Annotated in this window: 23 protein-coding genes; 9 read left to right on the top strand and 14 right to left on the bottom strand. The window is 62.0% G+C overall.

Annotated elements, in window-relative coordinates; translation table 11 throughout:
• The first annotated feature begins 47 nt into the window (after positions 1–47).
• Together ACM6JM_RS10240 and nudC are read left to right on the top strand one after the other, a co-directional pair.
• Positions 48–860: a crotonase/enoyl-CoA hydratase family protein gene (locus tag ACM6JM_RS10240; protein WP_011334292.1), complete on the top strand. Its 813-nt coding sequence runs from the start codon at positions 48–50 to the stop codon at positions 858–860.
• 6 nt (positions 861–866) lie between these two features.
• Positions 867–1,697 (top strand): NAD(+) diphosphatase, encoded by an 831-nt coding sequence (nudC, locus tag ACM6JM_RS10235; protein WP_064596865.1) that lies wholly within the window; start codon positions 867–869, stop codon positions 1,695–1,697.
• Here nudC and ACM6JM_RS10230 read toward each other — a convergent pair.
• The 3 genes from ACM6JM_RS10230 to ACM6JM_RS10220 all read right to left on the bottom strand — a co-directional run bounded on the left by ACM6JM_RS10230 (position 1,665) and on the right by ACM6JM_RS10220 (position 4,073).
• The gene (locus tag ACM6JM_RS10230; protein ID WP_027611974.1) at positions 1,665–2,444 is read right to left on the bottom strand and encodes a TSUP family transporter; all 780 of its coding nucleotides are present in this window, start codon (positions 2,442–2,444) and stop codon (positions 1,665–1,667) included. The two genes, nudC and ACM6JM_RS10230, sit on opposite strands and share 33 nt — an antisense overlap.
• A 529-nt stretch (positions 2,445–2,973) precedes the next feature.
• A complete protein-coding gene (locus ACM6JM_RS10225) occupies positions 2,974–3,453 on the bottom strand; it encodes a DUF1348 family protein (RefSeq protein WP_039768666.1) in 480 nt (159 codons plus the stop codon).
• 53 nt (positions 3,454–3,506) lie between these two features.
• Positions 3,507–4,073 carry a TetR/AcrR family transcriptional regulator gene (locus ACM6JM_RS10220; protein WP_414881793.1) on the bottom strand — a complete coding sequence of 189 codons (567 nt, stop codon included), beginning with the start codon at positions 4,071–4,073 and terminating at the stop codon, positions 3,507–3,509.
• A 287-nt stretch (positions 4,074–4,360) separates the two neighbouring features.
• On the opposite strand from ACM6JM_RS10220, the gene pssA reads away from it, so the two are divergent.
• A complete protein-coding gene (gene pssA, locus ACM6JM_RS10215) occupies positions 4,361–5,704 on the top strand; it encodes a CDP-diacylglycerol--serine O-phosphatidyltransferase (RefSeq protein WP_414881792.1) in 1,344 nt (447 codons plus the stop codon).
• A gap of 63 nt (positions 5,705–5,767) precedes the next feature.
• Here the strand turns inward: pssA and efeO (ACM6JM_RS10210) are convergent, their stop codons facing one another.
• From efeO (ACM6JM_RS10210) to efeU, 4 genes are read right to left on the bottom strand one after another with little or no spacing between them, the layout of a single operon-like run.
• Positions 5,768–6,592 carry an iron uptake system protein EfeO gene (gene efeO, locus ACM6JM_RS10210; protein WP_210710638.1) on the bottom strand — a complete coding sequence of 275 codons (825 nt, stop codon included), beginning with the start codon at positions 6,590–6,592 and terminating at the stop codon, positions 5,768–5,770.
• Positions 6,593–6,618: 26 nt separating this feature from the next.
• Positions 6,619–7,917: an iron uptake transporter deferrochelatase/peroxidase subunit gene (gene efeB, locus ACM6JM_RS10205; RefSeq protein WP_414881791.1), complete on the bottom strand. Its 1,299-nt coding sequence runs from the start codon at positions 7,915–7,917 to the stop codon at positions 6,619–6,621.
• A 17-nt stretch (positions 7,918–7,934) separates the two neighbouring features.
• A complete protein-coding gene (gene efeO, locus ACM6JM_RS10200; RefSeq protein ID WP_103385209.1) occupies positions 7,935–9,134 on the bottom strand; it encodes an iron uptake system protein EfeO in 1,200 nt (399 codons plus the stop codon).
• A gap of 8 nt (positions 9,135–9,142) precedes the next feature.
• The gene (gene efeU / locus ACM6JM_RS10195) at positions 9,143–9,982 is read right to left on the bottom strand and encodes an iron uptake transporter permease EfeU (protein ID WP_039768655.1); all 840 of its coding nucleotides are present in this window, start codon (positions 9,980–9,982) and stop codon (positions 9,143–9,145) included.
• A gap of 179 nt (positions 9,983–10,161) precedes the next feature.
• Between efeU and ACM6JM_RS10190 the strand changes: the two genes are divergently transcribed.
• From ACM6JM_RS10190 to ACM6JM_RS10165, 6 genes are all read left to right on the top strand, one after another.
• Positions 10,162–11,178, top strand: coding sequence for an AraC family transcriptional regulator (locus tag ACM6JM_RS10190; RefSeq protein WP_039768653.1), 1,017 nt, complete (start codon positions 10,162–10,164; stop codon positions 11,176–11,178).
• Between the two features lie 268 nt (positions 11,179–11,446).
• Positions 11,447–13,111 carry an AMP-binding protein gene (locus tag ACM6JM_RS10185; RefSeq protein ID WP_103385210.1) on the top strand — a complete coding sequence of 555 codons (1,665 nt, stop codon included), beginning with the start codon at positions 11,447–11,449 and terminating at the stop codon, positions 13,109–13,111.
• Between the two features lie 15 nt (positions 13,112–13,126).
• Positions 13,127–13,888, top strand: a complete 762-nt coding sequence (locus ACM6JM_RS10180; RefSeq protein WP_134333541.1) for an SDR family NAD(P)-dependent oxidoreductase — start codon at positions 13,127–13,129, stop codon at positions 13,886–13,888.
• 12 nt (positions 13,889–13,900) lie between these two features.
• Positions 13,901–15,091, top strand: a complete 1,191-nt coding sequence (locus ACM6JM_RS10175; RefSeq protein ID WP_414881790.1) for an acetyl-CoA C-acyltransferase — start codon at positions 13,901–13,903, stop codon at positions 15,089–15,091.
• Between the two features lie 20 nt (positions 15,092–15,111).
• Positions 15,112–16,239, top strand: a complete 1,128-nt coding sequence (locus ACM6JM_RS10170) for an acyl-CoA dehydrogenase (RefSeq protein WP_007951274.1) — start codon at positions 15,112–15,114, stop codon at positions 16,237–16,239.
• Between the two features lie 14 nt (positions 16,240–16,253).
• The gene (locus ACM6JM_RS10165; protein WP_064381493.1) at positions 16,254–17,027 is read left to right on the top strand and encodes an enoyl-CoA hydratase; all 774 of its coding nucleotides are present in this window, start codon (positions 16,254–16,256) and stop codon (positions 17,025–17,027) included.
• A 37-nt stretch (positions 17,028–17,064) separates the two neighbouring features.
• Here the strand turns inward: ACM6JM_RS10165 and ACM6JM_RS10160 are convergent, their stop codons facing one another.
• The 7 genes from ACM6JM_RS10160 to ACM6JM_RS10130 all read right to left on the bottom strand — a co-directional run bounded on the left by ACM6JM_RS10160 (position 17,065) and on the right by ACM6JM_RS10130 (position 24,636).
• Positions 17,065–18,216, bottom strand: coding sequence for an acyl-CoA dehydrogenase family protein (locus ACM6JM_RS10160; RefSeq protein WP_414881789.1), 1,152 nt, complete (start codon positions 18,214–18,216; stop codon positions 17,065–17,067).
• A gap of 3 nt (positions 18,217–18,219) precedes the next feature.
• Positions 18,220–19,326 carry an enoyl-CoA hydratase/isomerase family protein gene (locus ACM6JM_RS10155; protein ID WP_103385212.1) on the bottom strand — a complete coding sequence of 369 codons (1,107 nt, stop codon included), beginning with the start codon at positions 19,324–19,326 and terminating at the stop codon, positions 18,220–18,222.
• A 190-nt stretch (positions 19,327–19,516) separates the two neighbouring features.
• The gene (locus ACM6JM_RS10150; RefSeq protein ID WP_074690512.1) at positions 19,517–20,203 is read right to left on the bottom strand and encodes an HPP family protein; all 687 of its coding nucleotides are present in this window, start codon (positions 20,201–20,203) and stop codon (positions 19,517–19,519) included.
• 157 nt (positions 20,204–20,360) lie between these two features.
• The gene (locus ACM6JM_RS10145) at positions 20,361–21,539 is read right to left on the bottom strand and encodes an MFS transporter (protein ID WP_039768637.1); all 1,179 of its coding nucleotides are present in this window, start codon (positions 21,537–21,539) and stop codon (positions 20,361–20,363) included.
• A gap of 16 nt (positions 21,540–21,555) precedes the next feature.
• Positions 21,556–22,908 carry an MmgE/PrpD family protein gene (locus ACM6JM_RS10140; RefSeq protein WP_414881788.1) on the bottom strand — a complete coding sequence of 451 codons (1,353 nt, stop codon included), beginning with the start codon at positions 22,906–22,908 and terminating at the stop codon, positions 21,556–21,558.
• Positions 22,905–23,795, bottom strand: coding sequence for a polysaccharide deacetylase family protein (locus tag ACM6JM_RS10135; protein ID WP_414881787.1), 891 nt, complete (start codon positions 23,793–23,795; stop codon positions 22,905–22,907). Before ACM6JM_RS10135 ends, ACM6JM_RS10140 begins: the two co-directional genes overlap by 4 nt.
• Positions 23,788–24,636 carry a polysaccharide deacetylase family protein gene (locus ACM6JM_RS10130; protein ID WP_414881786.1) on the bottom strand — a complete coding sequence of 283 codons (849 nt, stop codon included), beginning with the start codon at positions 24,634–24,636 and terminating at the stop codon, positions 23,788–23,790. The genes ACM6JM_RS10135 and ACM6JM_RS10130 overlap by 8 nt, the downstream gene beginning before the upstream one ends.
• Positions 24,637–24,667: the final 31 nt, after the last annotated feature.

Raw genomic sequence — 24,667 nt, 5'->3', positions numbered from 1 at the left:
TTGTTATAGTTCGGGCCTCATTTTCAGCCCGGTAAAGGATTTCTGCCATGACTCAATACACCGCCTTCAGCGTCGAACTGGCCGACAACATCGCCCATGTGCAGATCAATCGTCCGGAAAAGATCAACTCGATGAACGCCGCGTTCTGGAGTGAAATCGTCGAGGTGTTCCAGTGGATCGACGACACCGACGAAGTGCGGGTGGTGGTGCTCAGCGGCGCCGGCAAACACTTTTCCTCGGGCATCGACCTGATGATGCTGGCCGGCGTGGCCAATGAGCTGGGCAAGGATGTCGGTCGCAATGCACGTCTGCTGCGTAAAAAAATCCTGACCCTGCAAGCATCCTTCAATGCGGTCGACAATTGCCGCAAACCGGTACTCGCGGCGATCCAGGGTTATTGCCTGGGCGGCGCCATCGACCTGATCGCCGCCTGCGACATGCGCTACGCCGCCGAAGACGCGCAATTCTCGATCAAGGAAATCGACATCGGCATGGCGGCGGACGTCGGCACCCTGCAACGGTTGCCACGGATCATCGGTGACGGCATGCTGCGTGAGCTGGCTTACACCGGTCGCACCTTTGGCGCTGAAGAGGCGCGCAGCATCGGCCTGGTCAATCGCGTCTACAGCGACAAGGACGGCCTGATCGAAGGTGTGATGGACATTGCCCGGGATATCGCCGGCAAGTCGCCAATCGCGGTCACCGGCACCAAGGAAATGATCAGCTACATGCGCGACCATCGCATCGACGACGGTCTCGAGTACGTTGCCACCTGGAACGCCGCCATGCTGCAATCCAACGATTTGCGTGTGGCCATGGCCGCCCATATGAGCAAACAGAAACCCGAATTTCTGGATTGAGAAACCATGACATCTCGCTGGACCACTGCAGTACTGGACACCGATCAACCCGGCGGCTGGGCCGTGGCGCGCAGCCCCGAGGGTTTCCTGTTCGATGACAACGGCGCGCTGTTCCCCCGGGAATGGCTCAAGCGCCAGGACTTGTCGATCCTGGCCGAACACGGTATCGGCCATCTCGATGGCGAACCGGTGTATCTGCTGGAACTGCACAGCACCAGCGAGGTGCCGGGGTGCAACTGGAAAGGCTTGCGGGCGTTCATGCTCGACGGCGATCACACGATCTACAAAGTGCTGGGTTATGCCGCACAGATTGGCACTTGGGCGCGCGAACACCGTTTCTGCGGCAACTGTGGTCAGGCCATGACCCAGGTGCCGCGGGAGCGGGCGATGTATTGCCAGCCGTGTGATTTGCGTAGTTATCCGCGGATTTCCCCGAGCATGATCGTGCTGGTGACCCGTGGCGATGAGATCTTGCTGGCGCGTTCACCGCGTTTTGTCACCGGGGTCTACAGCACGCTGGCCGGGTTTGCCGAACCTGGGGAGTCGGCCGAGGATTGCCTGATCCGCGAAGTGCGCGAGGAAGTGCAGATCGAGGTGAAGAACATTCAGTACATGGGCAGCCAGTGCTGGCCGTTCCCGCACTCGATGATGCTCGGCTTCCATGCCGAATATGCCGGTGGCGAGATTGTCTGTCAGGAAGACGAGATCGAAGACGCCCAGTGGTTCAACGTGCACGCTCTGCCGCCGTTGCCGGCGTCCAAATCGATTGCCCGTTACCTGATCGACGTCTACGTGGCGCGGCGCTTAGGCCACGCTGAACCAGTGCTGCCAGGCTAGGCGCACGGTCAACCCCAGCACCACGGTGATGAACACCGGACGAATGAACTTGGCGCCGCCGCTGATCGCGGTGCGCGCCCCGAAGAATGCGCCGACCATCACCGACAGGCCCATGCTCAGGCCGATGATCCAGTCCACCTGCCCGGAAAACACGAACACCGACAGCGCCGCAATATTGCTGACGAAGTTCATGCTGCGCGCCACGCCGCTGGCCTTGACCAGATCGATCGGGTACAGCAGCAGGCTGCTGACGGTCCAGAACGCGCCAGTGCCGGGACCGGCTACGCCGTCGTAGAAACCGAGGCTGAAGCCTTGGGTCGATTGCCACTTTTTCTTGATCGGTGCGTCGCTGTCCAGCGGCGCTTTCGGCGTGCCGCCAAACAACAGGTACAGGCCGCAGGCGAAGACGATCACCGGCAGCATCTTGTTCAGCCATTCGGCGGGCAGGTAATGCGCGACGATGGCGCCGGTCAGCGCACCGACCAGCGTGCCGACGATAGCGTGCATCCACTGCCGTGGGTGAAACAGCTTGCGTCGGTAGAAGGTGAAACTGGCGGTGGCCGAGCCGAAGGTCGAACTCAACTTGTTGGTGCCCAGCACCAGGTGCGGCGGCAGGCCGGCGGTGAGCAACGCAGGCGTGGTCAACAGACCGCCACCGCCGGCGATGGCGTCGATGAATCCGGCAATGAAAGCGACAAGGGCCAGAACGGCCAGGGTAGTGAGGTCAACGCTGAGTTCGAAAGGCATGGAATCGGCTTATTCGGCAGGTTGCAGAGCTGGGCTGCGGGGAGGGCAGTCATGTTACTCATTTCCTCATGTCGCGGCGACCTGTCTTGGTTCTGCCAGCAAAGCCTTTACCAATCCAATGGTTATCAGATTGAGGAACATCATTCCCAATTCAACTAACTGCCTCTCAGATCTGACAGGTTATGCACTGCTTTCCTTATGAAACAATTCGTGCACCCGGTTACTCGAATTGGGCACGGACAAAATGAGGTTTCATATGGAAATTATCGTCGATTTAAACGGCACTTCGGAGACCGAACAAGATGCTAAAAACAAGGCCGAATCCTTGCTAAGAAGGCGGGCAAGATTGTTTCAATATCCAATGTGCAGTTGAATCCAGAGAGTCATTCGGCAACGGTGACCTATACGCTTGAGAATGATCCTAACTATGTCCCCTCAAGCGGTCCCCGTTACTAAAATCTCTGTGACTCAAATATGATCAGCGAAAAAACTGCAGGAGCTGCTAAGTGCAGCTCCTGCAGATACATGTTTACAGACCGAGTTCGGACAACCCCGGATGATCATCCGGGCGCCGGCCCAGCGGCCAGTGGAACTTGCGTTCGCTTTCCTTGATCGGCATGTCGTTGATGCAGGCGTAACGCTGGAACATCAGGCCGTTGTCGTCGAATTCCCAGTTCTCGTTGCCGTAGGAGCGAAACCAGTTGCCCGAGTCGTCGTGCCACTCGTAGGCGTAGCGCACGGCGATGCGGGTGTCGGAGTAAGCCCAGAGTTCCTTGATCAGGCGGTAATCCAGTTCCTTGGCCCATTTGCGGGTCAGGAAACCCTTGGCTTCTTCGCGGTTGTTGGCGAATTCGGCGCGGTTACGCCATTTGGTGTCCAGGGTGTAAGCCAGCGACACGCGTTCCGGGTCGCGGGAGTTCCAGCCATCCTCGGCCAGACGAACTTTTTCAATGGCCGATTCACGGTTGAACGGTGGCAATGGCGGACGAACTTCGGCTGCAGTAGACATGTTTGTCTCCCGATCTATTAACAGTTAAACAACTTGTCAGGCTTATTAAGGCGTTACAGGTCCAATAACTTTCGCGCCATGCATTGCGCATTATCGGCGGCACTGTGATCACCCATCACAAGCGCTACGGTAATGGCGCCGTCAATCAGGATCAGCAACTGTTTGGCCAGCAGTTGCGGGTCCTCGGCCCCATGTTCGGTACACAGCTCGCACAGGTAGTCGAGCAGTTTCTGTTTGTGGTCTTTGGCGACCTGGCGAACCGGATCCTGCGGATCGCCGGTCTCACCGCTGGTGTTGATAAAGGCGCAGCCCCGGAAACCTTCAGAGGCGAACCAGCCCTTGAGCACGGTAAACAGGTTGAGCAGGCGGTCGGCCGGGGTCTCGGCCTGGTCGACGGCGCTTCTGTACCAGTGCATCCAGCGCACGTCGCGGCGTTGCAGGGCGGCGACGGTCAGCTCCTCCTTGTTGGCGAAGTAGCGGTAGATACTCTTTCTGGAAACGCCGGCGGTTTTCACCAGTAGATCCATGCCGGTGGCCGCGATGCCACTTTTGTAGATCAACTTTTCGGTGACATCCAGAATGATGTCTCGGGTTGTGTCGTTGCTTGTGATTTCGTTCATGTGGTGAACAGTAGAACGATCGTTCTCCTTGGTCAAGCAGTTATTTTATGATCGCTCTCGCGTTCTACTTGATCGTTCCCACGCTCTGCGTGGGAATGCCTCAAGGGACGCTCCGCGTTCCAGCTCTGGAAGGGACGCGGAGCGTCCCGGGCTGCGTTCCCACGCAGAGCGTGGGAACGATCATTCAAGCGCGCGGGAACGGTCAGTCATTACAGACACTCACAAGACCCGAAGGAGTTGATGGTGTAAGCTCTCGGGTTCTTCGGATTCGACCCATTGCGAGCCCTATGCCGTTGCTTTTCAAACGCTCTCTGCTGCCCAAACTGCGCAGCTTTCCGCTGACCGCCGAGGCCGTGACAATCCTGCCCGGCGCCGCCGATTTCCGTCGTTGCCTGCTGGAGAAAATCGCCCAGGCGACCCGGCGCATCTACCTCGTCGCGCTTTATCTGCAAAACGATGAAGCCGGCCAGGAAATTCTCGATGCCTTGCACGCCGCCAAACTCAAGCGTCCCGAGCTTGAAATCGCGGTGGTCGTCGACTGGCTGCGGGCCCAGCGTGGCTTGATCGGTGCCGGCAAGCAGCCGGGCAACTCGGCGTGGTATCAGGAAATGACCCGCACCCACCAGAGCGTGGTGCCGGTCTACGGCGTGCCGGTGCAGACCCGCGAGCTGTTCGGCGTGCTGCACCTGAAAGGCTTCGTGATCGACGATTGCGTGGTCTACAGCGGCGCCAGCCTGAACAACGTCTACCTGCACAAGTTCGACAGGTACCGCTTCGACCGTTATCACGTGTTGCAGAGCCGTGAATTGGCGGACTCGATGCACCACCTGGTCAAGCACGGCCTGATCGAATCGAAAGCGGTGCATCGCCTCGACCTGCCGCACCTGCCGACCACCCGCAGCCTGCGCAACGACATCGGCGACCTGCGCAGCCGCCTCAAATATGCGGCCTACGACACCAGCGCCGGCAGCACGGCGCATGCCGGCCTGTCGGTCAGCCCGTTGCTCGGCGTGGGCAAGAACAACCCGTTGAACCGGGTGATCCTGGAGCTGATCGCCAGCGCCCAGAAGCAACTGACCATCTGCACGCCGTACTTCAACCTGCCGCTGGGGGTGATCCGCGAGATCAACCGGGCGCTGGCCCGTGGCGTGAAGATCGACATCGTGGTCGGTGACAAGACGGCCAACGACTTCTACATTCCGCCGACCGAGCCGTTCAAGGTGATCGCCGCGCTGCCGTATCTCTACGAGATCAGCCTGCGCCGCTTCGCCAAGCGGCATCAGCGCAACATCGACAGCGGCCAGTTGAACCTGCACCTGTGGCGTGAAGGCGACAACAGCTATCACCTCAAGGGCATGTGGATCGACCAGCGCTACACGCTGCTGACCGGCAACAACCTGAACCCGCGGGCGTTCCGGCTCGATCTGGAAAACGCCTTGCTGATCGATGACCCGAAAGGCGAGTGGCTGGAGCCGCGCCGCGTGGAGCTGGAAAACATCTTCGAATACACCACGCGGATCGAGCGATTCCAGGACCTGGAAGCCTTGCCGGACTACCCGGCGGGTGTGGCCAAGTTCCTCAAGCGCGTGAGCCGGGTGCGGGTCGAGCGGTTGCTGTATCGCATTCTCTAAAACCGGCCCACAAAAAATCCCCCGAACGCAGCACGCGTCCGGGGGATTTTTTTATGCGCGGACTCAGTTCAGACCGAGTTTGCCACGCAACGTCGACAGGTCTTCAGCCAAGGTATTGACCGGGCCGACCAGCGCCTTGCGGTCGTTGTCTTTCACCTTGTCGTAAGTCTCGAAACCACCGTCACTGGTCTTGTACTTGGCCAGGATCTTGTCCACGGTGGCGAAGTTCTTGTCGACTTTGGCGACGAAGGCCTTGTCCTGTTTCTCGATCTGCGGACGGAACAGGTCGACGATTTTCTTCGCGCCGTCGATGTTGCCCTGAAAGTCGTAGAGGTCGGTGTGGCTGTAACGGTCTTCTTCACCGGAAATCTTGGTCGCGGCAACTTCTTCAAGCAGCGCAGCGGCGCCGCCGACGACTTTTTCCGGCGGGAACGTCAGGCCGGCGACGCGGGTCTGCAGGTCCTTCACGTCCTTGTTCAGGCCATCGGCCAGGGCGTCCAGATCCTTGGTGCTCTTTTCCGAGAACAGCGAGTACTCGATGCGGTGAAAGCCGGTGAAATCTTCGGCTTTCACGCCTTGCTCGTGGTCGTCGACACGGGAGTCGATGGAGGCGTCGAGGTCACTGAACAGCTCGGCGATCGGCTCGATCGACTCGTAATAAACGCGGGTCGGCGCGTAGAGCTTTTGCGCGGTGGCCAGGTCGCCTTTTTTCACCGCGTCAGTGAACTGCTGGGTGTGGCTGGCCAGTTCATCCAATTGTTCGGTGACATAGATCTTGTAGTCCGACACCGGCCCCACCAGATCCAGAGGCGCGGTCGCGGCGAACGCCGACAGCGGGGTGTTGAGCAAACCAAGGGTCAGCAATAACGCGAGTGGCGTCTTTTTCATGGGGGCGGCTCCTGATATGACTGTTGTTATGCAGTTGTTTTGGGTTGTGTGGCAGCCAGCAGCGAGCGACCAATGAAGTCCTTGTCGCCCGTGACACCCGGCAGGGTGAAGAAATAACCGCCGCCGACCGGCTTGAGGTATTCCTCCAGCGGTTCGCCGTTGAGGCGGGTCTGCACGGTGATGAAGCCTTTTTCCAGGTCGGACTGGTAACAGATGAACAGCAGGCCCATGTCGAGCTGACCGTTCTTGTTCACGCCGTTGGAGTAGTTGAACGGCCGGCGCAGGATCAGGTTGGCCTGGCTCGCGGCAGTGCGCGGGTTGGCCAGGCGAATGTGCGCGTCGAGCTTGGTCAGCTTGCCTTCCGGGTCCTTGCTGTAATCCGGGACTTCGGTTTCATGGCTGGCGCCCATCGGCGCGCCGGTGGTTTTCACCCGGCCGATGATGCTTTCCTGTTCCTGCAATGGCGTGCGGTCCCAGCGTTCGACGAAGTTGCGGATGATTCGCACCGCCTGATAACTGCCGTGGGCCGCCCAGGCCGGTTCGTCGCTGCCCGGTTGCACCCAGACGATGCGGTCCATGGCCTTGCCGTCGTTGGAATCCGGGTTGGCCGAACCGTCACGGAAACCCAGGAAGTTACGCGCCGATTGCGCCGGCACACCGGGTTTGGCAGGGGCTTGCGGCGGCACGCTGCCTTCCTGTTTCCAGCGCACCAGCAGCAGGTCCGGCAGGTTTTTCACGATGTCGCGCAGGGCGTGGATGTTGGTGTCGGCGGTGTTGGAGCAGAACTGCAGGCTCAGGTCACCGTGGCAGCAATCGGCTTCCAGCGCATCGTTGGGGAAACCGACCATGCGCACCAGGCGCTTGGGTTTGGCGGACGCGAGGCCGAAGCGCTCATCGAACAACGATTCGCCGACGGACACGGTGATGGTCAGGTTGTCCGGCGTCACCACCGGGCCGAGGATTCCGGAATCCGGCGGCGGCAGCTTCGGATCGATCTGCGCCACCGGGCCGCCCTTCATCAGAAACGCGATGCGCTCGTTAAGGGTGCGGAACAGCCGTTCGAGGTCTTCACGGTCGCTGGCCAGCACATCGAACGCCACCAGCATGCCGGCCGCCGGACGCGGGGTGACGATGCCAGTCTGGTGCACGCCATGGAAATCGTGGTGATCCTGGGTCTTGTCGCTGCTCGGCGCTTCGGTGACTTGCGCAGGCGCGGCGGCCATCGCCGGGCAGCTCAAAGCTGTGCCGGCCAGTGCGACACCGGCGGCACCCATGCCCATCAGTACGCGGCGACGTTGCAGGTTGAAGTGTTCGGAATCGTTCATCGGTATTTGTCTTCTGCTTACAGGCCCGAGAGGCCGAGGGCGGGATCAATGGCGTCGAGGGCGTCGGCCAGAGCCTTGGCCTTGTCGGCGATCTGCTTGCGTTGCTCACCGTTGACGGTGTCGTAACTGGCGTAGCCGTCCTTGACCTTGAAGCCGTTCAGCGTGGTATCGAAATCAGCCAGCGCGCTGTCGATTTTCGGCAGCAGGTCGGCGGCGGATTTGCTCAGCAGCGGGCGCAGCAGTTCGACGACTTTGTGCGCGGTTTCCTGATTGGCCGCGAAGCCGTTGAGATCGCTGTGGCTGTAGCGTTCCTCTTCGCCGCTGGCGGCGCGCACGTCGGCGAGGGTGTTGAGGTTGCGCACGACGATTTCCACCAGTTGCTCCGGCGGCAGCGACTGGGCCAGCAGCTGTTGTTTCAGCGTGGTGACGTTGTCGAGCAAGCCCTGGGCAATCGGTGTCAGCCCGTCGAGTTTGCGTTGCTGGAACAGCGCGTATTCGAGGCGGTGGAAACCGACGAAGGCCGGATCCTGCTCGCGCTTTTCGAAGTAATCGGCGCGGGCGTTGATGCTGTTGTCCAGCTCCGCCAGGCGTTGCGCGGCGGGGGCCAGACGCTGATACGCGGCGCGGGCCGGCAAATACAACGCCTGGGCCTGGGCCAGATCGCCGCTGTCGATGGCTTGATTCAGCGCCGTCACGGCTTTGATCAGCGCGCTGCCCTGGCTGGCCAGGTAGACGCGGAACTCCGACAGCGGCCCGACGAAGGCAACCATCGATGGCTTGGCCTTGGCGGCGGCATCGGAAGCGGCGGTTGGCGTCACGTGCAGGGTGCCGCGCGGGTTGCTCAGCAGGCCACAGGTGATGGCGTAGTCGCCGGGTTGCAGGTTGGCGTTGATCACCTGGCTCAGGCCCGGCGCGATGTTCTCGCGCTCTTCGATCACCAGCACGCCGTCGAGAATTTCCCACTCCACCGCCCGGTCGGAGCGGTTGACGATGCGGAAACTGGCGCGACCGGCCGGCACGGTCAGGGCGTTCGGCTCGCAACTGTGGGGATGGATGTTGACCACCACTTCGTCACGGTTGTGCTGACGTTTGGCGGCGGCCAGTTTCGAGGCGTAGTAGAACAGGCCACCGGCGGCGATCATCACGACCACCGAACCGGCCACCGCCCAGCGCAAGGCGCGGGGAGGCGAGGCCTGAGGAATTTTAGGCTTTGACATGAAGGCCCTTATTGGCTGGAAACGGAAGACGATTGGGCAGCAGGCTTGGGCGCCGGCATGAAGAACATGACCAGCGCCACCAGCAGATAAATCAGGTACGCGCCGAGGGTGCTGACGGTTGGTGCATCCTGATAACCGAACATGCCGGCCAGCACCGAGCCCAGCGGGCCGTCCATCGGCAGCGTCGCGCTGAAGTCGAAGAGCACGGTTTGCAGGTGGTTCCACACCCCGGCTTCATGCAGGGCCTGCACCGAGTTGGCGAGAATCCCGGCGGCGACCACGAGGATGAACAGCCCGGTCCAGCGGAAGAACGCCGACAGGTTCAGGCGCATGCTGCCGCTGTAGATCAGGAAGCCGACGATGATCGCCAGAATCAGGCCGAGCAGGGCGCCGATCGGTGCGGCCGGGCCTTCGCTCTGCTGGAACACGGCCAGCAGGAAGAACACGGTTTCCAGACCTTCCCGGGCCACGGCGAAAAACACCATGGCGATCAGCGCGATGACCTGATGCTTCGAAGCGGTCAGTGCATGGTCGAGGGAGGCTTGCAGTGAATGCTTGATCGAACGCGCCACCTTGCGCATCCAGAACACCATCGAACTGAGAATGCCCACGGCCACCAGCCCGACCACGCCTTCGAACAGTTCCTGCTGCTTTTGCGGGAATTCGGCACTGACCAGTTCCAGGCCACCGCCAACCAGCAACGCCAGCGCGGTGGCGAGAAACACCCCGATCCACACTGCCGGCATCCACTGTCCACGGCCGGTCTGTTGCAGGTAGCTGGCGATGATGCCAACGATCAGCGCGGCTTCGATGCCTTCGCGCAACATGATCAAAAAGGGAACGAGCATTCGGCGGTCACTGTGTAACGAAATGAGGTTACAAGTTGTAACATAATGAAAGTCATTCTCACATGGTATTCATTGACATTTAGCTGAACCGGAGCTGAACGAGTCTGAACATCCACGCCACCGAGTCAGCTGCGCTAAGATGCCCGCCACTCGAACAACAACAGGGCTCAGCGGGTTCCATGTCGGAAAAAGACACCATCGCCATTCAACTGGTGCGCGAAGCACTGCTGCAAAGTTGTGCCCCGGGCGTGGCCACGGAAGAAGTCTTGAGCAAGGTCGGGATCGATCCGGCGCTGCTGTCCACCGACGACGCCCGCGTGCCGGCCAGCCAGTACGCGCGGTTATGGCGCCTGCTGGCGCGGCGCGGCGATGACGAGTTCTTCGGCATGGACCCGCGCAAGCTGAAATCCGGCAGCCTCGAATTCCTCTGCCGCAGCGCGATGGCCCAGCCGAATCTGGCGGCAGGGCTGAGCAGCGGTCTGAATTTTCTGTCGTTGATGCTTGAACGTCTGCCGGCGCAACTGGTGCACCAGCAGAGTCTGGCAGAGATCGTTCTGCTGGAAGACGACCCGGAACCGCGCCGCGCCTTCACCTATTTTACTTACTGGATGATCGTCCACGGCGTGGCGTGCTGGCTGGCGGGACGGCGAATTCCGATCCTGGCCATTGAGCTGCGCTGCCCGGCGCCGGATTTCTGTGATGACTATCGGGTGATGTTCTCGGAAAACCTGCGCTTTGACCGGCCACGCACGCGGATGATCTTCGCCGCTGATGTGCTGGATCTGCCGATCAAGCGCAGCGCCGAGGAATTGAAACGCTTCCTGGCCCATGCCCCGGCCAACATTCTGGTGAAGTACCGCGACCCGGAAAGCCTTGCGAGCCGGATCAAGCAGGATCTGCGGCAGTTGCCCGCCGAACATTGGCCGGAAACCGACGCGCTGGCCCAACAGTTGTGCATGTCGGCCTCGACCCTGCGCCGGCGTCTGGCGGAAGAAGGGCAGACTTATCAGGGGTTGAAGGACAGCGTGCGCAAGGAGCTGGCGATCACCTGGCTGGCTGAGCCTTCGATCAGTTTTGCCGAGATTGCCACGCGACTGGGGTTTGCCGATGCGAGCTCGTTCTACAAGGCGTTTCGCAAGTGGTCGGGGACCAATCCTGGGCACTATCGCAGCTTGATCCTCAACGAAGCGGTCTGATCCACACCTCCCACCGTTGATTCTCGTTCCCACGCTCTGCGTGGGAATGCCTCAAGGGACGCTCCGCGTTCCAGCTCTGGAGGGGACGCGGAGCGTCCCGGGCTGCATTCCCACGCAGAGCGTGGGAACGATCAGTTGCAACCGAAACCTTGGCCAAACCAGTCATCCACTTTGAGGGCTTTGACCATTGCCGCAGCCGGCGTGCGGCGCGAGTATTCCTCTGTTGTTTACGGTTCCCCAACCTAATAAGAACAGAGGGATTCTGGCAATGCGCGATTACTTGTCTGCCACCGCACAGTTTGATTATCAGCACACCGTGGATGCCGCGCTCAGCGGCACGCTCGAGGCGCTCAACGCCTGCGTCGAATGTTGTGACCGCCACGCCTTGCCGGGGCGCATCGCGCTGTTCTGGGAAGGCCGCGACGGCGCCAGTGCGACGTACACTTTCAGCGACCTGCAGGACAAAGCCGCGCGTTTCGCCAATTTCCTTCTCGCCCAGGGCGTGCAGAAGGGCGACAAGGTCGCCGGCCTGCTGCCACGCAATATCGAATTGCTGATCACCGTGTTCGCCACCTGGCGCATCGGCGCGGTGTATCAACCGCTGTTCACCGCGTTCGGCCCCAAAGCCCTCGAACATCGCCTGAACAGTTCCGGCGCCAAAGTCGTGGTCACTGACGCCGCCAACCGGCCAAAACTCAGCGAAGTCGCCGACTGCCCGACCCTGGTCACTGTCGGCGGCCCGAAAGGCCAGGGCATCGTCCGTGGCGATTTCAGTTTCTGGGCCGAGCTGCCCAACCATTCCAATGTCTGCGAACCGCTGATGCTGACCGGCGAAGACCCGTTCCTGCTGATGTTCACCTCGGGCACCACCGGCCCGTCGAAAGCGCTGTCGGTGCCGCTCAAGGCCATCGTCGCGTTCCAGAGTTACACCCGTGACGCCGTGGACCTGCGCCCGGAAGATGCGTTCTGGAACGTCGCCGATCCAGGCTGGGCCTACGGCATCTATTTTGGCGTGACCGGCCCGTTGTCGATGGGCCATCCGATCACCTTCTACGATGGCCCGTTCACCCTCGAAAGCACCTGCCGGGTGATCAACAAGTACGGGATCACCAACCTCACCGGTTCGCCCACTGCGTATCGCCTGTTGATTGCCGGTGGCGATGAGTTCGCCAGGTCGATCAAGGGCAAGCTGCGCATCGTCAGCAGCGCCGGTGAGCCGTTGAACCCGGAAGTGATTCGCTGGTTCGCCGACAACCTCGGCGTGGTCATTCACGACCACTACGGCCAGACCGAACTGGGCATGGTCCTGTGCAACCACCACGGCCTCGAACACCCGATCCACCTCGGCGCTGCCGGTTTTGCTTCGCCGGGCCATCGCATCGTGGTGCTCGACGAGCAGAATAATGAACTCGGCGTCGGCCAGCCCGGCATCCTCGCCATCGACCGCACACAGTCGCCGATGTGCTGGTTCGCCGGTTACGAAGGCGCGCCGACCAAAGCCTTCGTCGGCAATTACTACCTGAGCGGCGACACCGTCGAGTGGAACCCGGACGGCAGTATCAGCTTCGTCGGCCGCAGCGACGACGTCATCACCACTTCCGGCTACCGGGTCGGCCCATTCGACGTGGAAAGCGCACTGATCGAACACCCGGCCGTCGTTGAAGCCGCAGTGGTCGGCAAGCCCGATCCGGAGCGCACCGAACTGGTCAAAGCCTTCGTCGTGCTCAACCCGCAATACCGCGCCGAACCGGCGTTGGCCGAAGAACTGCGCCAACACGTGCGCAAGCGTCTGGCCGCGCATTCGTACCCCCGTGAAATCGAATTTGTCAGCGAGTTGCCGAAAACCCCGAGCGGCAAATTGCAGCGCTTTATCTTGCGCAACCAGGAAATCGCCAAGGCTCAAGAGGCCGCGGCGCACAACGTTTCAGCTTGAATCAGGAAGTCAGTCATGCAGATCGAGAACAAGGTTTTTATCGTCACCGGCGGCGCATCCGGCCTGGGTGCCGCCACCGCTGAATTGCTGGTGAGCGCCGGCGCCAAAGTGATGCTGGTGGACATGAACGCCGATACCGTCGCTGCTCAGGCCCAGCGCCTGGGGGCGCAGAGCGTGGTGGCCGACATCAGCAACGAAGCCGCCGCCGAAGCCGCCGTGCAGGCGACCGTTAAAGCCTTCGGCAGCCTGAATGGTCTGGTGAACTGCGCCGGCATCGTTCGCGGCGAGAAAATCCTCGGCAAGAACGGCCCGCACGCATTGTCCAGTTTCGCGCAGGTGATCAACGTCAACCTGATCGGCAGCTTCAACATGTTGCGTCTGGCGGCAGCCGCGATTGCTGAAAGCCAAGCCAACGCTGACGGCGAGCGCGGTGTGATCATCAACACCGCCTCGGTCGCTGCGTTCGACGGCCAGATCGGTCAGGCCGCGTATTCGGCGTCCAAAGGCGCCATCGCCAGCCTGACCCTGCCTGCGGCCCGTGAGCTGGCGCGCTTCGGCATTCGCGTGATGACCATCGCCCCGGGCATTTTCGAAACCCCGATGATGGCCGGCATGACCCCGGAAGTGCGCGACTCGCTGGCCGCCGGCGTACCGTTCCCGCCGCGTCTGGGCAAACCTGCCGAATACGCCGCGCTGGTGCGGCATATCATTGAAAACAGCATGCTCAACGGCGAGGTGATCCGTCTCGACGGTGCCTTGCGCATGGCCGCCAAGTAAGGAGGATTTCCCATGACCATCTCCAACGATCCGATTGTCATCGTCAGCGCCGTCCGCACCCCGATGGGCGGTTTTCAGGGCGAACTGAAAAGCTTGACCGCGCCGCAACTGGGCGCAGCTGCAATCAAGGCTGCGGTTGAACGCGCCGGTGTCGCCGCCGATGCGGTCGATGAAGTGCTGTTCGGCTGCGTGTTGCCGGCCGGTCTCGGTCAGGCACCTGCGCGTCAGGCTGCGCTGGGCGCCGGACTGGACAAGTCCACCCGCTGCACCACCGTCAACAAGATGTGCGGCTCGGGCATGGAAACCACCATCCTGGCCCACGACATGCTGCTGGCCGGCAGTGCCGATGTGGTGATCGCCGGCGGCATGGAAAGCATGTCCAACGCGCCGTACCTGCTGGATCGCGCCCGTGCCGGTTACCGCATGGGCCACGGCCGGGTGCTGGATTCGATGTTCCTCGACGGCCTCGAAGACGCCTACGACAAGGGCCGCCTGATGGGCACCTTCGCCGAGGATTGCGCCGAAACCAACGGCTTCAGCCGCGAGGCTCAGGATGCTTTCGCCATCGCCTCGACCACCCGCGCCCAGCAGGCAATCAAGGACGGCAGCTTCAAGGCCGAGATCGTTCCGCTGACCGTCACCGTCGGCAAAGAACAAGTGATCATCAGCAACGACGAGCAGCCGCCAAAAGCCAAACTGGACAAGATCGCTTCGCTGAAACCGGCGTTCCGCGAGGGCGGTACGGTAACTGCGGCCAACTCCAGCTCGATCTCCGACGGCGCCGCCGCACTGGTGCTGATGCGTCAGTCGCAAGCGCAGCAACAAGGTCTGAAACCGCTGGCGGTGATTCACGGTCACGCCGCGTTTGCCGATACTCCGGGCCTGTTCCCGGTGGCGCCGATTGGGGCGATCAAGAAGCTGATGAAGAAAACCGGCTGGTCGCTGGATCAGGTCGATCTGTTCGAGGTCAACGAAGCGTTCGCCGTGGTCGGCATGGCGGCGATGACCCACCTGGAAATCCCCCACGACAAGCTCAACATCCACGGCGGCGCCTGCGCTCTGGGCCACCCGATCGGTGCGTCCGGCGCGCGGATTCTGGTGACCTTGCTCTCGGCCCTGCGCCAGAAAGGCCTGAAACGCGGCGTCGCGGCGATCTGTATCGGTGGCGGTGAGGCCACGGCGATGGCTGTCGAGTGCGTCTGAACCCGAGTTAAGGATTTGCCATGATTCCCAATGACGACCAACAACAAATCCGCGACATGGCCCGGCAGTTTGCCGAGGAACGGCTCAAACCGTTTGCCGCCGAGTGGGATCGCGAGCACCGCTTTCCGAAAGAAGCCATCGGTGAAATGGCCGGGCTGGGCTTCTTCGGCATGCTGGTGCCGGAGCAGTGGGGCGGTTGCGACACCGGTTACCTGGCTTACGCCATGGCCCTGGAAGAAATCGCCGCCGGCGACGGCGCCTGCTCGACGATCATGAGCGTGCACAACTCGGTGGGTTGCGTGCCGATCCTCAAGTTCGGCAACGACGACCAGCGCGAGCGATTCCTCAAACCGCTGGCCAGCGGCGAGATGCTCGGTGCGTTCGCGTTGACCGAACCGCAAGCTGGCTCCGACGCCAGCAGCCTGAAAACCCGTGCACGCCTTGAAGGCGATCACTACGTGCTCAACGGCTGCAAACAGTTCATCACCTCCGGACAGAACGCCGGGATCGTGATCGTGTTTGCGGTCACCGATCCGAGCGCGGGCAAGCGCGGGATCAGCGCCTTCATCGTGCCGACCGACTCGCCGGGCTATAAAGTCGCCCGCATCGAAGACAAGCTCGGCCAGCACGCCTCGGACACCTGCCAGATTCTGTTCGAAGACGTGAAAGTGCCGGTGGCCAACCGGTTGGGCGAGGAGGGCGAGGGCTACAAGATCGCCCTGGCCAACCTCGAAGGTGGCCGCGTCGGCATCGCTTCGCAATCGGTGGGCATGGCCCGCGCCGCGTTCGAGGCGGCCCGTGATTACGCCCGCGAACGCGACACCTTCGGCAAGCCGATCATCGAGCATCAGGCCGTGGCCTTCCGCCTGGCGGACATGGCCACCCAGATCGCCGTGGCGCGGCAGATGGTGCATTACGCCGCCGCCCTTCGCGACAGCGGTCAGCCGGCGTTGGTCGAGGCGTCGATGGCCAAACTGTTCGCCTCGGAAATGGCCGAGAAGGTCTGCTCCATGGCCTTGCAAACCCTCGGCGGTTACGGTTACCTCAACGACTTCCCGCTGGAGCGCATCTACCGCGATGTGCGGGTCTGCCAGATCTACGAAGGCACCAGCGACATTCAGCGCATGGTCATTTCGCGCAATCTTTGAGAAGGAATCTGCACATGAGTTACGAAACGATTTTGCTGGAAACCCATGGCCGCGTCGGCCTGATCACCCTCAATCGCCCGCAGGCGCTGAATGCCCTGAATGCGCAACTGGTCAGCGAAGTGAACCGCGCGCTCGATGGTTTTGAAGCCGACGCGAACATTGGCTGCATCGTCATCACCGGCTCGACCAAAGCCTTTGCCGCCGGCGCCGACATCAAGGAAATGGCCGATCTGACCTACCCGCAGATCTACATGGACGACCTGTTCAGCGATAGCGACCGCGTGGCCAACCGCCGTAAGCCGATCATCGCGGCGGTCAACGGTTTTGCCCTCGGCGGTGGCTGTGAACTGGCGCTGATGTGCGACTTCATCCTGGCCGGCGACAACGCCAAATTCGGCCAGCCGGAAATCAACCTCGGCGTGCTGCCGGGCATGGGCGGCACCCAGCGCCTGACCCGTGCGGTGGGCAAGGCCAAGGCCATGGAAATGTGCCTGAGCGGTCGCATGATCGACGCGGTGGAAGCCGAGCGCTGCGGCATCGTCGCGCGGATCGTGCCGAGTGCCGAGTTGCTGGATGAGGCGCTGAAAGTCGCTGCAGTGATCGCCAGCAAATCGCTGCCGATTACGATGATGGTCAAGGAAAGCGTGAATCGTGCGTTCGAAGTGAACCTGACTGAAGGCGTGCGCTTCGAGCGTCGGGTGTTCCATGCGGCGTTTGCGACGCAGGATCAGAAGGAAGGGATGGCGGCGTTTGTGGCCAAGCGGCCTGCCGAGTTCCAGGGCAAGTAATAGCGTTCGCCCCCACGCATTGCGTGGGGGCGATCAGTCAGAGCTGATAGTTCTTCAACTCCCGAGCAATCACCATCCGCTGTATCTCGCTCGACCCCTCATAAATCTGGGTAATCCGCGCATCCCGGTAATACTTCTCCACCGGGTAATCCTCCAGATACCCATACCCGCCATGAATCTGAATCGCTGACGAACACACCTTCTCGGCCATTTCCGACGCAAACAGCTTGGCCTGCGAAGCCTCCGACAGGCACGGTTTGCCCGCCGTGCGCAGCCGCGCCGCGTGCAGGATCATCAAGCGGGCCGCGTTGATCTGCATCTGCATGTCCGCCAGCAGGTTGGCGATGCTCTGGTGCTCGACAATCGCCTTGCCGAACTGCACCCGATCACGGGCATAACCCAGCGCCGCCTCGAACGCCGCACGGGCGATGCCCAATGCTTGCGCGGCAATACCGATGCGTCCGCCTTCCAGGTTGGAAAGGGCAATCGCCAGACCTTTGCCGCGTTCACCCAGCAGATTGGCTTCGGGAATGCTGCAATTGTTCAGCGTCACTGCGCAGGTGTCGGAAGCGCGAATGCCCATCTTGTGTTCGGTCCGGTCAACCATGAATCCCGGCGTATCGGTCGGCACCAGAAACGCCGAGATGCCACGCTTGCCCAGATCCGGATCTGTCACCGCAAACACGATCGCCAGTTTCGCCCGCTTGCCGTTGCTGACAAATTGCTTGGCGCCATTGATTACCCATTGCCCGTCGCGCAGTTCGGCGCGGGTGCGCAGGTTGTGGGCTTCGGAGCCGGCCTGGGGCTCAGTCAGGCAGAAGCAGCCGATCACCGCGCCGCTGGCCAGATCCGCCAGCCAGGTCTGTTTCTGTTCTTCGCTGCCATAGTTGAGCACCGGCCCGCAGCCCACCGAGTTGTGGATGCTCATGAACGCGCCGGTGGCGCCGTCACCGGCGGAAATCTCTTCCACCGCCAGCGCATAAGCCACGTAGTCGACGTAGGTGCCGCCCCATTCCTCCGGCACCACCATGCCCAACAGGCCGAGTTCGCCCATCTTCGCCACCAGGGCGTCATCGATCCAGCCGGCCTTTTCCCAGGCTTGTGCGTTGGGCGCGATTTCGCCACGGGCAAAGTCCCGGGCCATGTCGCGGATCATGACCTGGTCTTCAGTCAATTCGAGATCGTGCATGGCTCAGCTCCCGCTCTCTGCGAAACCGTGGAAGAAACTCGCGACCTGTTCGGCGTGCAGCGCGGCCAGGGTCGGCGGATTCCAGCGTGGTGATTTGTCTTTGTCGATCAGCAGGGCGCGCACGCCTTCGATCAGGTCGCCGCGTTCGAACCACTGGCGATCCAGATGCAGTTCGAGGGCGAAGCAGTGTTCCAGGCTCAGATGGCGGCCGCGACGGAGCATTTCCAGGGTCACACCCATGGCCAGCGGCGAGCGGGTTTCCAGCAGGTCGGCGGTGGTGGTCGCCCATTCGTGGCTGTCGGCGACCGTCACGGCGCGCAGTTGCTCGACGATGCTCGGCACGTCAGGCAAAGCGAAGAAGTGGTCGATGGCCGGACGCAAGGCTTCGAGCGGCGCATCGGGCAGGGTTTGCACGGCGTGGCGAGCCAGCAGGTTTTGCAGGTCTTTGAGCGGCGTGTCGTGCCACTCCAGGTGATCGAGCTGTTCGTCGAGGATGCCGAGTTTGCTGCTGTCCAGATACCAGTCGGCGAGGCCGCAATACAGCGCATCCGCCGCACGGATCTGCACGCCGCTGACGCCCAGATAAATCCCCAGTTCACCGGGAATGCGTGGCAGGAAATAACTGCCGCCGACATCCGGGAAATAGCCGATCGCCACTTCCGGCATCGCCAGACGGCTCTTCTCGGTGACCACCCGCAGATCGGCGCCTTGCACCAGGCCCATGCCGCCGCCGAGGACGAAACCGTCCATCAGCGCCAGCACCGGTTTGCGGTAGTGGTGGATCGTCAGGTCGAGGGCGTATTCCTCGACGAAGAAATCTTCGTGCAGCGTGTCGCCGCTTTTGAAACTGTCGTAGAGCGAGCGAATGTCGCCACCGGCACAAAAGGCTTTCTCGCCGGCACCGCGCAGCACCACCGCGTGGATATCGGCATCGGCGGCCCAGGCGTCCAGGTGTTGCTGGAGCTGGCGCACCATGTCGAGGGTCAGGGCATTGAGGCCGGCGGGGCGGTTGAGGGTCAGATGACCGATGTGATTGCGAACCTCGGCCAGCACTTCGTGCGGCGTGGCATCCATGGACGAAGTCCGCGGGGATGAAGCCTGAGCAGTCATCACTAACTCCCTGCTTTTATTGTCTTTATTCGAGAAGCTCGCGCGCGAGCGTTAGCGGATCGTAACAGTGCAAATTTGCCGTGTACAACGGGGATATGTGCACGGGCTGTCTGCATTTTTACCTTAGGCCAAATGCACGGGATCGCGGCTTCTTTTCAATCGACAACGCTGACAGGTACAGGCTCCGGACTCAGCGGAACACCTGACCAATGCTGCGCCGTTTGGCGTGCAGTTCACTGGCATGAATCAACTGTTCCAGATCCTCCGGCGTGACGTCGATGAACGCCTCCATATCGGCCAGTGCCCGTTTCAGATCCTCGGCCGTAATGGACTGAATATCCACCGGCGCCACGGCCGGCGCCGGTCCTGCGGGGCGTTTCGGGTAGCGGATGCGGGTGAGGTTGTTGTAGGCCAGTGCGGCGAGCAGCAGGCACGCGGCGCTGAGCATCACCGGTTCCAGGGCTTTCCAGTCCATGGCGATGGTCATCGGGTCGGCCAGCACCATGGTCAACGCGACGGCGCCGGCCGGCGGGTGCAGGCAGCGCAGCCAGCACATCAGGATCAGCGCCATGCCTGCGGCGAGGCAGGCACTGCCGAGGGTTCGGCCGAGGACGTGGGCCACCAGCAACGCGACGACGCCCGCGCACAGGTAACCGCCGATGATCGACCACGGCTGGGCGAGGGCGCCGGACGATACGGCGAACAACAGCACCGCCGAAGCGCCCAGAGGGCCGATCAGGTGGTAGGCCACTTCAATGCCGAACACCTGACTGCACGCCCAAACACTGAACAACGTGCCCAGGGCCATGCCGATGGCGGCGCGGCTCCATTCAGTGGGGCGGGTGTTGATGGCGGCGGGCAACCAGCGAGCGAGCATGCAGAATCGATCCTTTGCGAAATTCAGGGCAAAAAAAAGGACTTGTCCGTAAACGCGGAAAGTCCTTCGAAGTGTTCCAACTATTGGGGGAGGAACGCGCACAGTGTGCCAAGCAATCTCGATGCTGACAAATTCATATAAATGCAGTTTCAGTGCATTATTTGTGAAGTAAAGCCACGCGTCGCCCGCTCATGAAACACAGGAACCCGCCCATCGCCGTCAGTGCGCTGAGGGCGTAGAACATGGTCGGCGCCGGCGTGTGCATCAGCAGGAAACCGCAAATCACCGGGCTCAGCGCGCCGCCGAGGGCCGCCAGGTTCTGCGCGCCGTAATAGCTGCCGCGCAGTTCTTCGGGCGCCAGGGTGTCGACGAACAGAAATTCCGACGGGTAAATGATCATCTCGCCGAGGGTGAAGATGAACATCGCGATGCACCACGACACCAGGCTGTCGGCCAGGCTGAAGCCGATCAATCCAACGATGAACAGGCTGGTGCCGGCGGCGATCCAGTAGCGCAGTTTTTCCCGGTTGAGGAAGCGGCCGATCTGGTACTGCAGCAGAATCACCGCGATGGCGTTGCAGGCGAGCAGGGCAGCCATGGTTTGTAACGCCCGTTGCGAATCCTCGACCACCAGCAGGTATTGCGACAGGTACAGGGTGAAGCGGCCGTGGACCACGGTGCTGAGCAGACAGCCGCAGGTGAACATGATCAACGTGCGGTCGTTTTTCAGGGTGATGAGGGTTTTCAGGAAACTTTGCGGCTGGCCGATGGCGGCGACCGGGCTGGCATCCTTGGGAATCCCGATCATCAGGAAGATGCTGCCGAAAGCGATGCCGGCGGCAATCAGGAACGGCGCAATCGGGTAGACCCCGGCGATCACCACGCCGAGCATCGGGCCAGTGGCGTAGCCGATGTTGGTCAGGGTGTAGCGCAGGGAAAACGCCTTGGCCCGTTGGCCCATGGGCAGGTTTTCACTGAGGATCGCCTTGGAGCCGATCAGGAACAGCGCCGAAGCGGTTTCGGTGATGACCAGCGTCAGGGTCGTCAGATACAGGTCTTTGGCGAAGGTCAGCAGCACGAAGCCGATGGCGCTGGAAAGCATCGCCAGAATCAGCAACCGGCGCTTTTCCAGCCGGTCGATGATGTAGCCACCGTACAGCGCGAGCAGGGTGGCGATGAACACCGCGATGCCCAGCAACAACCCGACATCCTGTTGGTTGAGGCCGAGCTTGTTGCTCAGAAACAGCGTGAGCAACGGACTGGTGATGGCGCGGCTGACGACGATGGTCAGCGAGACGATCATCAGGCGGCGGATAACGAGCGAGTAAGTGGCCACGGAAAATCAAATGTCCTTATTCGGTTAACAGGTGCTCGAGATCGCGCACGGAATCCAGCGTTTGCAGTTGCCGCAGCTGCGCCAGTAACGGCTCGGCCTTGACCGGTGAAATGACTCGCAGCGCCAGACTGAAAAACTTCTCCTCCAGCGCCGCCTCGCTCAGCGGATTGCCCGGCGCGCCCAGCGGCACCTCGACACACAGACTCGCCTGACGCCCGTCGCGGGTTCGAAGAATGACCAGCGGCTCGCCATCCTCCGACAGTCGCTCATCCACTTCAAGGCGAATGCGCGTCAGCCAGTGGGTGATTTGCGGATCGTTGCGCGGCTGCTCATCGTAAGCCTCGAGCCGGCAATGGCCGTGCACCAGTCGCGCGGCGAGGGCGTAGGGCAGGCTCATTTGCGCGGCGGCCAGACTTTGGATGTCGCGACCGCCGCACATGTCGAGCAGAAACCCGCACAGGTTCACCTGGACGTCTTCCACCTGATCGGCGCCGACCTGCAATTGCTCCAGCAACAACCCAAGCGCATCGATGGCCGAATGGGTGCCACGGCACGCGGCGTAGGGTTTGATCGAACAGCGCGCGAGTTTCCACACACGCCCCAATTCGGCATCCAGCGCATCCGGTTGCGCGCTGCTTGGCGCCAGGGTCTTGAGAAAACCACCCCAGACATCCTCGAACAATACCGACGGCCCGCTGACGCCTTCACGGGCAAAACGCGCCGCGAGCAAACCGCCCTCGGCCGCCCGGCCGCTGTGCAGTTTCTTGCTTTGCGAACCGTCATGGATGAACGCCCACAACCCGCCGCTGAAACTGCCGGCGATGCCCAGCGCCGACACGGTTTGCCCGACATCCAGCGCAAAGATCCGCGCACAGGCCGCCGCCGCGCCGAACACGCCGCAAGTGGCGGTCGAATGCCAGCCGGCGCCGTTGTGCGCCGAATAACTGCCGCAGGCCTCCAGCACCCGCCGGCCGATTTCGTAGCCGATCACCACGGCGGTGATGAACTCGCGACCGTCCACCGGCCGATCCACCAGCGACAGTGCCGCCATCACCGCCGGAAGCACCACCGCGCCCGAGTGATCGCACCCGCCGGTGTCGTCCAGCTCCAGCGCATGGGCGGCGATGCCGTTGAGCAATGCCGCATGCCCCGCGCCGACCCGCAACGATGAACCCCAGACCAACGCAGTGCCGGGTTCGGCGCCGAACACCTGCCGTGCCTGAAACGCCACCGCACTGTCGGCCCCGGCCAGTGCTGCGCCAAAGGTGTCGAGAATGTGTCGCTTGGCCTGTTCCACCAACGCTGGCGGCAGGTCTTCAAAGCGGGTCTCGACGCAAAACCGCGCCAGCCGCTGCATGCGTTCGGTCATACGAGGTAGTCCCGATAATGGCGCTCATACACCGACGCCGGATGATCCTGCGCGACCGGCGCCGCCGTTTGCGCCCACCACTGCGCGACTTCGGCGCCGGTGGCGATCCACACGTCGTCATGCTGCTGAATGCCTTGCAGCAATTCGCGCAGCACGCCGATGCGTCCTGGCGTGGCGATGATTTCCGGGTGCAGGCGCAGCACGTAGCACAGGCCGAAGCGGTGGAAGCCGGCGAAGTCCATTTGCAGGTTGCCCAGGGTGTGGCTGTAAGAGGCGATCCGCGATTGCGCCGGCGGTACGGCCGGGCTCAGGTTGAAGGCGAAGTAGGGTTCGTCTTCCAGTTCGTAATGCAGCGGCAACTCGACCACTTCGGGCGCGGTCGGGTGCAAGAACGGCAGGTCATCGCCACGCCAAGATGACGACCAGAGAATGCCGTGATCTTTCAAGGCTTCAATGAAGCCCGGCGCGCCGTTGCCGGCGGGAATCCGGAAACCGGTCGGACGCGCGCCGGTCAATGCTTGCAGCGCTGCACAACCCTTGGCGACTTCCGCACTCTGCGCCGCCAGATCCAGCGTGTCGTAATCCTGATGGCGGTAACCGGCGCAGGCGATTTCATGGCCGTCAGCCAGAATCGCGGCGATGTGCTGCGGGTTTTCCTCGGCGACGATGCCGGGCACGAACCAGCTGCTGCGCACCCCGAGTTCCCTGAACAGGCCGAGCAAACGCTCGACGCCGCGTTGCGTGCCGTAGCGCCACACCGACAGCGTCTTGTCGCGCCCGACGACTTCCGGGGCCTGGGTGAGAATGCCGTGGATGTCGTTGTAATCGACGGTCAGCACCACCGCGCAGCGTTTGCCGGCGGGCCAGAGTTTGCTGGAGTCAGCCATGGTGATGCTCCTTCAGCCACCAGCGGGCGACGTCGCGGCAGGTGGCGAACCACACGTCATCGCGTTGGCGCATGTGTTCGAAGAGTTTCTCCAGCAACAGGATGCGCCCCGGTTTGCCGGTGATTTTCGGGTGGAACAGGGTGGTCAGGCACAGGCCTTCGTCCATTGCGCCGTCGTATTCGCGTTGCCAGTTGTCGAGGGTCAGCTCGTAGCTGGCGGTGCGATCGAGCCCGGACGGGAAGTTCGGGGCGCGGGTGTAAGCGAGGGAGGCGTAGTCGTCCATTTCCCAGCGGCCGGGGATCTCCACCAGCGGCGTGTCGTGGCCGGGGACGTTGACCAGATACGGGCGATCGTCGCCGCGCATGCTGCTGGAATAGATGACGCCGTTGTCGGCCAGCATCGCCGGGGTTTCGGCGCGCCAGTCACCCGACGGGGTGCGAAACCCCTCGGCGCGGATGTGCAGGTATTGCCAGAACACATCGCGGGATTTATTCATCACGGCCTGCTGCTGGTCCAGCGTCAGGGCGTAGAAGGATTCGTGTTTGTAGCCGTGGTAGGCGACTTCATGACCGCGCTCGACGATGGCCTGGCATTGTTTCGGCCAGTTTTCCACGACCCAGGCGGGGACGAAGAAGGTGGTCGGGATCTTGAAGGTGTCGAGCAGATCCAGCAGGCGCGGCAGGGCGCGGTAGGGGCCGTAGCCGCCGAAGCCGAAGTATTCGGGTTTGTGCCAGATCGAGCCGTTAAGCATGGCATCGCCGGTGGGGCCATCGAGGTCGAAGGCCAGGGCGAGGCAGGCTTTGTGCTGGTCGGGCCAGGTGGGTTGGGGTGATGAAGACATCACAGCGCTCCGATACTCATCTGTAGGAACT

The organism is Pseudomonas sp. IT-P2 (assembly GCF_949767575.1).
Lineage (GTDB): Bacteria > Pseudomonadota > Gammaproteobacteria > Pseudomonadales > Pseudomonadaceae > Aquipseudomonas > Aquipseudomonas pharyngis.
Note: the sequence above shows the minus strand (reverse complement) of the source record. Positions and strands in the feature narration are given on the sequence as shown.

Excerpts from the sequence above, each read along its gene's own strand:
- ACM6JM_RS10240 (WP_011334292.1), top strand. The coding sequence starts at position 48 with ATGACTCAATACACCGCCTTCAGCGTCGAACTGGCCGACAACATCGCC.
- nudC (WP_064596865.1), top strand. The coding sequence starts at position 867 with ATGACATCTCGCTGGACCACTGCAGTACTGGACACCGATCAACCCGGC.
- ACM6JM_RS10230 (WP_027611974.1), bottom strand. The coding sequence starts at position 2,444 with ATGCCTTTCGAACTCAGCGTTGACCTCACTACCCTGGCCGTTCTGGCC.
- ACM6JM_RS10225 (WP_039768666.1), bottom strand. The coding sequence starts at position 3,453 with ATGTCTACTGCAGCCGAAGTTCGTCCGCCATTGCCACCGTTCAACCGT.
- ACM6JM_RS10220 (WP_414881793.1), bottom strand. The coding sequence starts at position 4,073 with ATGAACGAAATCACAAGCAACGACACAACCCGAGACATCATTCTGGAT.
- pssA (WP_414881792.1), top strand. The coding sequence starts at position 4,361 with ATGCCGTTGCTTTTCAAACGCTCTCTGCTGCCCAAACTGCGCAGCTTT.
- efeO (WP_210710638.1), bottom strand. The coding sequence starts at position 6,592 with ATGAAAAAGACGCCACTCGCGTTATTGCTGACCCTTGGTTTGCTCAAC.
- efeB (WP_414881791.1), bottom strand. The coding sequence starts at position 7,917 with ATGAACGATTCCGAACACTTCAACCTGCAACGTCGCCGCGTACTGATG.
- efeO (WP_103385209.1), bottom strand. The coding sequence starts at position 9,134 with ATGTCAAAGCCTAAAATTCCTCAGGCCTCGCCTCCCCGCGCCTTGCGC.
- efeU (WP_039768655.1), bottom strand. The coding sequence starts at position 9,982 with ATGCTCGTTCCCTTTTTGATCATGTTGCGCGAAGGCATCGAAGCCGCG.
- ACM6JM_RS10190 (WP_039768653.1), top strand. The coding sequence starts at position 10,162 with ATGTCGGAAAAAGACACCATCGCCATTCAACTGGTGCGCGAAGCACTG.
- ACM6JM_RS10185 (WP_103385210.1), top strand. The coding sequence starts at position 11,447 with ATGCGCGATTACTTGTCTGCCACCGCACAGTTTGATTATCAGCACACC.
- ACM6JM_RS10180 (WP_134333541.1), top strand. The coding sequence starts at position 13,127 with ATGCAGATCGAGAACAAGGTTTTTATCGTCACCGGCGGCGCATCCGGC.
- ACM6JM_RS10175 (WP_414881790.1), top strand. The coding sequence starts at position 13,901 with ATGACCATCTCCAACGATCCGATTGTCATCGTCAGCGCCGTCCGCACC.
- ACM6JM_RS10170 (WP_007951274.1), top strand. The coding sequence starts at position 15,112 with ATGATTCCCAATGACGACCAACAACAAATCCGCGACATGGCCCGGCAG.
- ACM6JM_RS10165 (WP_064381493.1), top strand. The coding sequence starts at position 16,254 with ATGAGTTACGAAACGATTTTGCTGGAAACCCATGGCCGCGTCGGCCTG.
- ACM6JM_RS10160 (WP_414881789.1), bottom strand. The coding sequence starts at position 18,216 with ATGCACGATCTCGAATTGACTGAAGACCAGGTCATGATCCGCGACATG.
- ACM6JM_RS10155 (WP_103385212.1), bottom strand. The coding sequence starts at position 19,326 with ATGACTGCTCAGGCTTCATCCCCGCGGACTTCGTCCATGGATGCCACG.
- ACM6JM_RS10150 (WP_074690512.1), bottom strand. The coding sequence starts at position 20,203 with ATGCTCGCTCGCTGGTTGCCCGCCGCCATCAACACCCGCCCCACTGAA.
- ACM6JM_RS10140 (WP_414881788.1), bottom strand. The coding sequence starts at position 22,908 with ATGACCGAACGCATGCAGCGGCTGGCGCGGTTTTGCGTCGAGACCCGC.
- ACM6JM_RS10135 (WP_414881787.1), bottom strand. The coding sequence starts at position 23,795 with ATGGCTGACTCCAGCAAACTCTGGCCCGCCGGCAAACGCTGCGCGGTG.
- ACM6JM_RS10130 (WP_414881786.1), bottom strand. The coding sequence starts at position 24,636 with ATGTCTTCATCACCCCAACCCACCTGGCCCGACCAGCACAAAGCCTGC.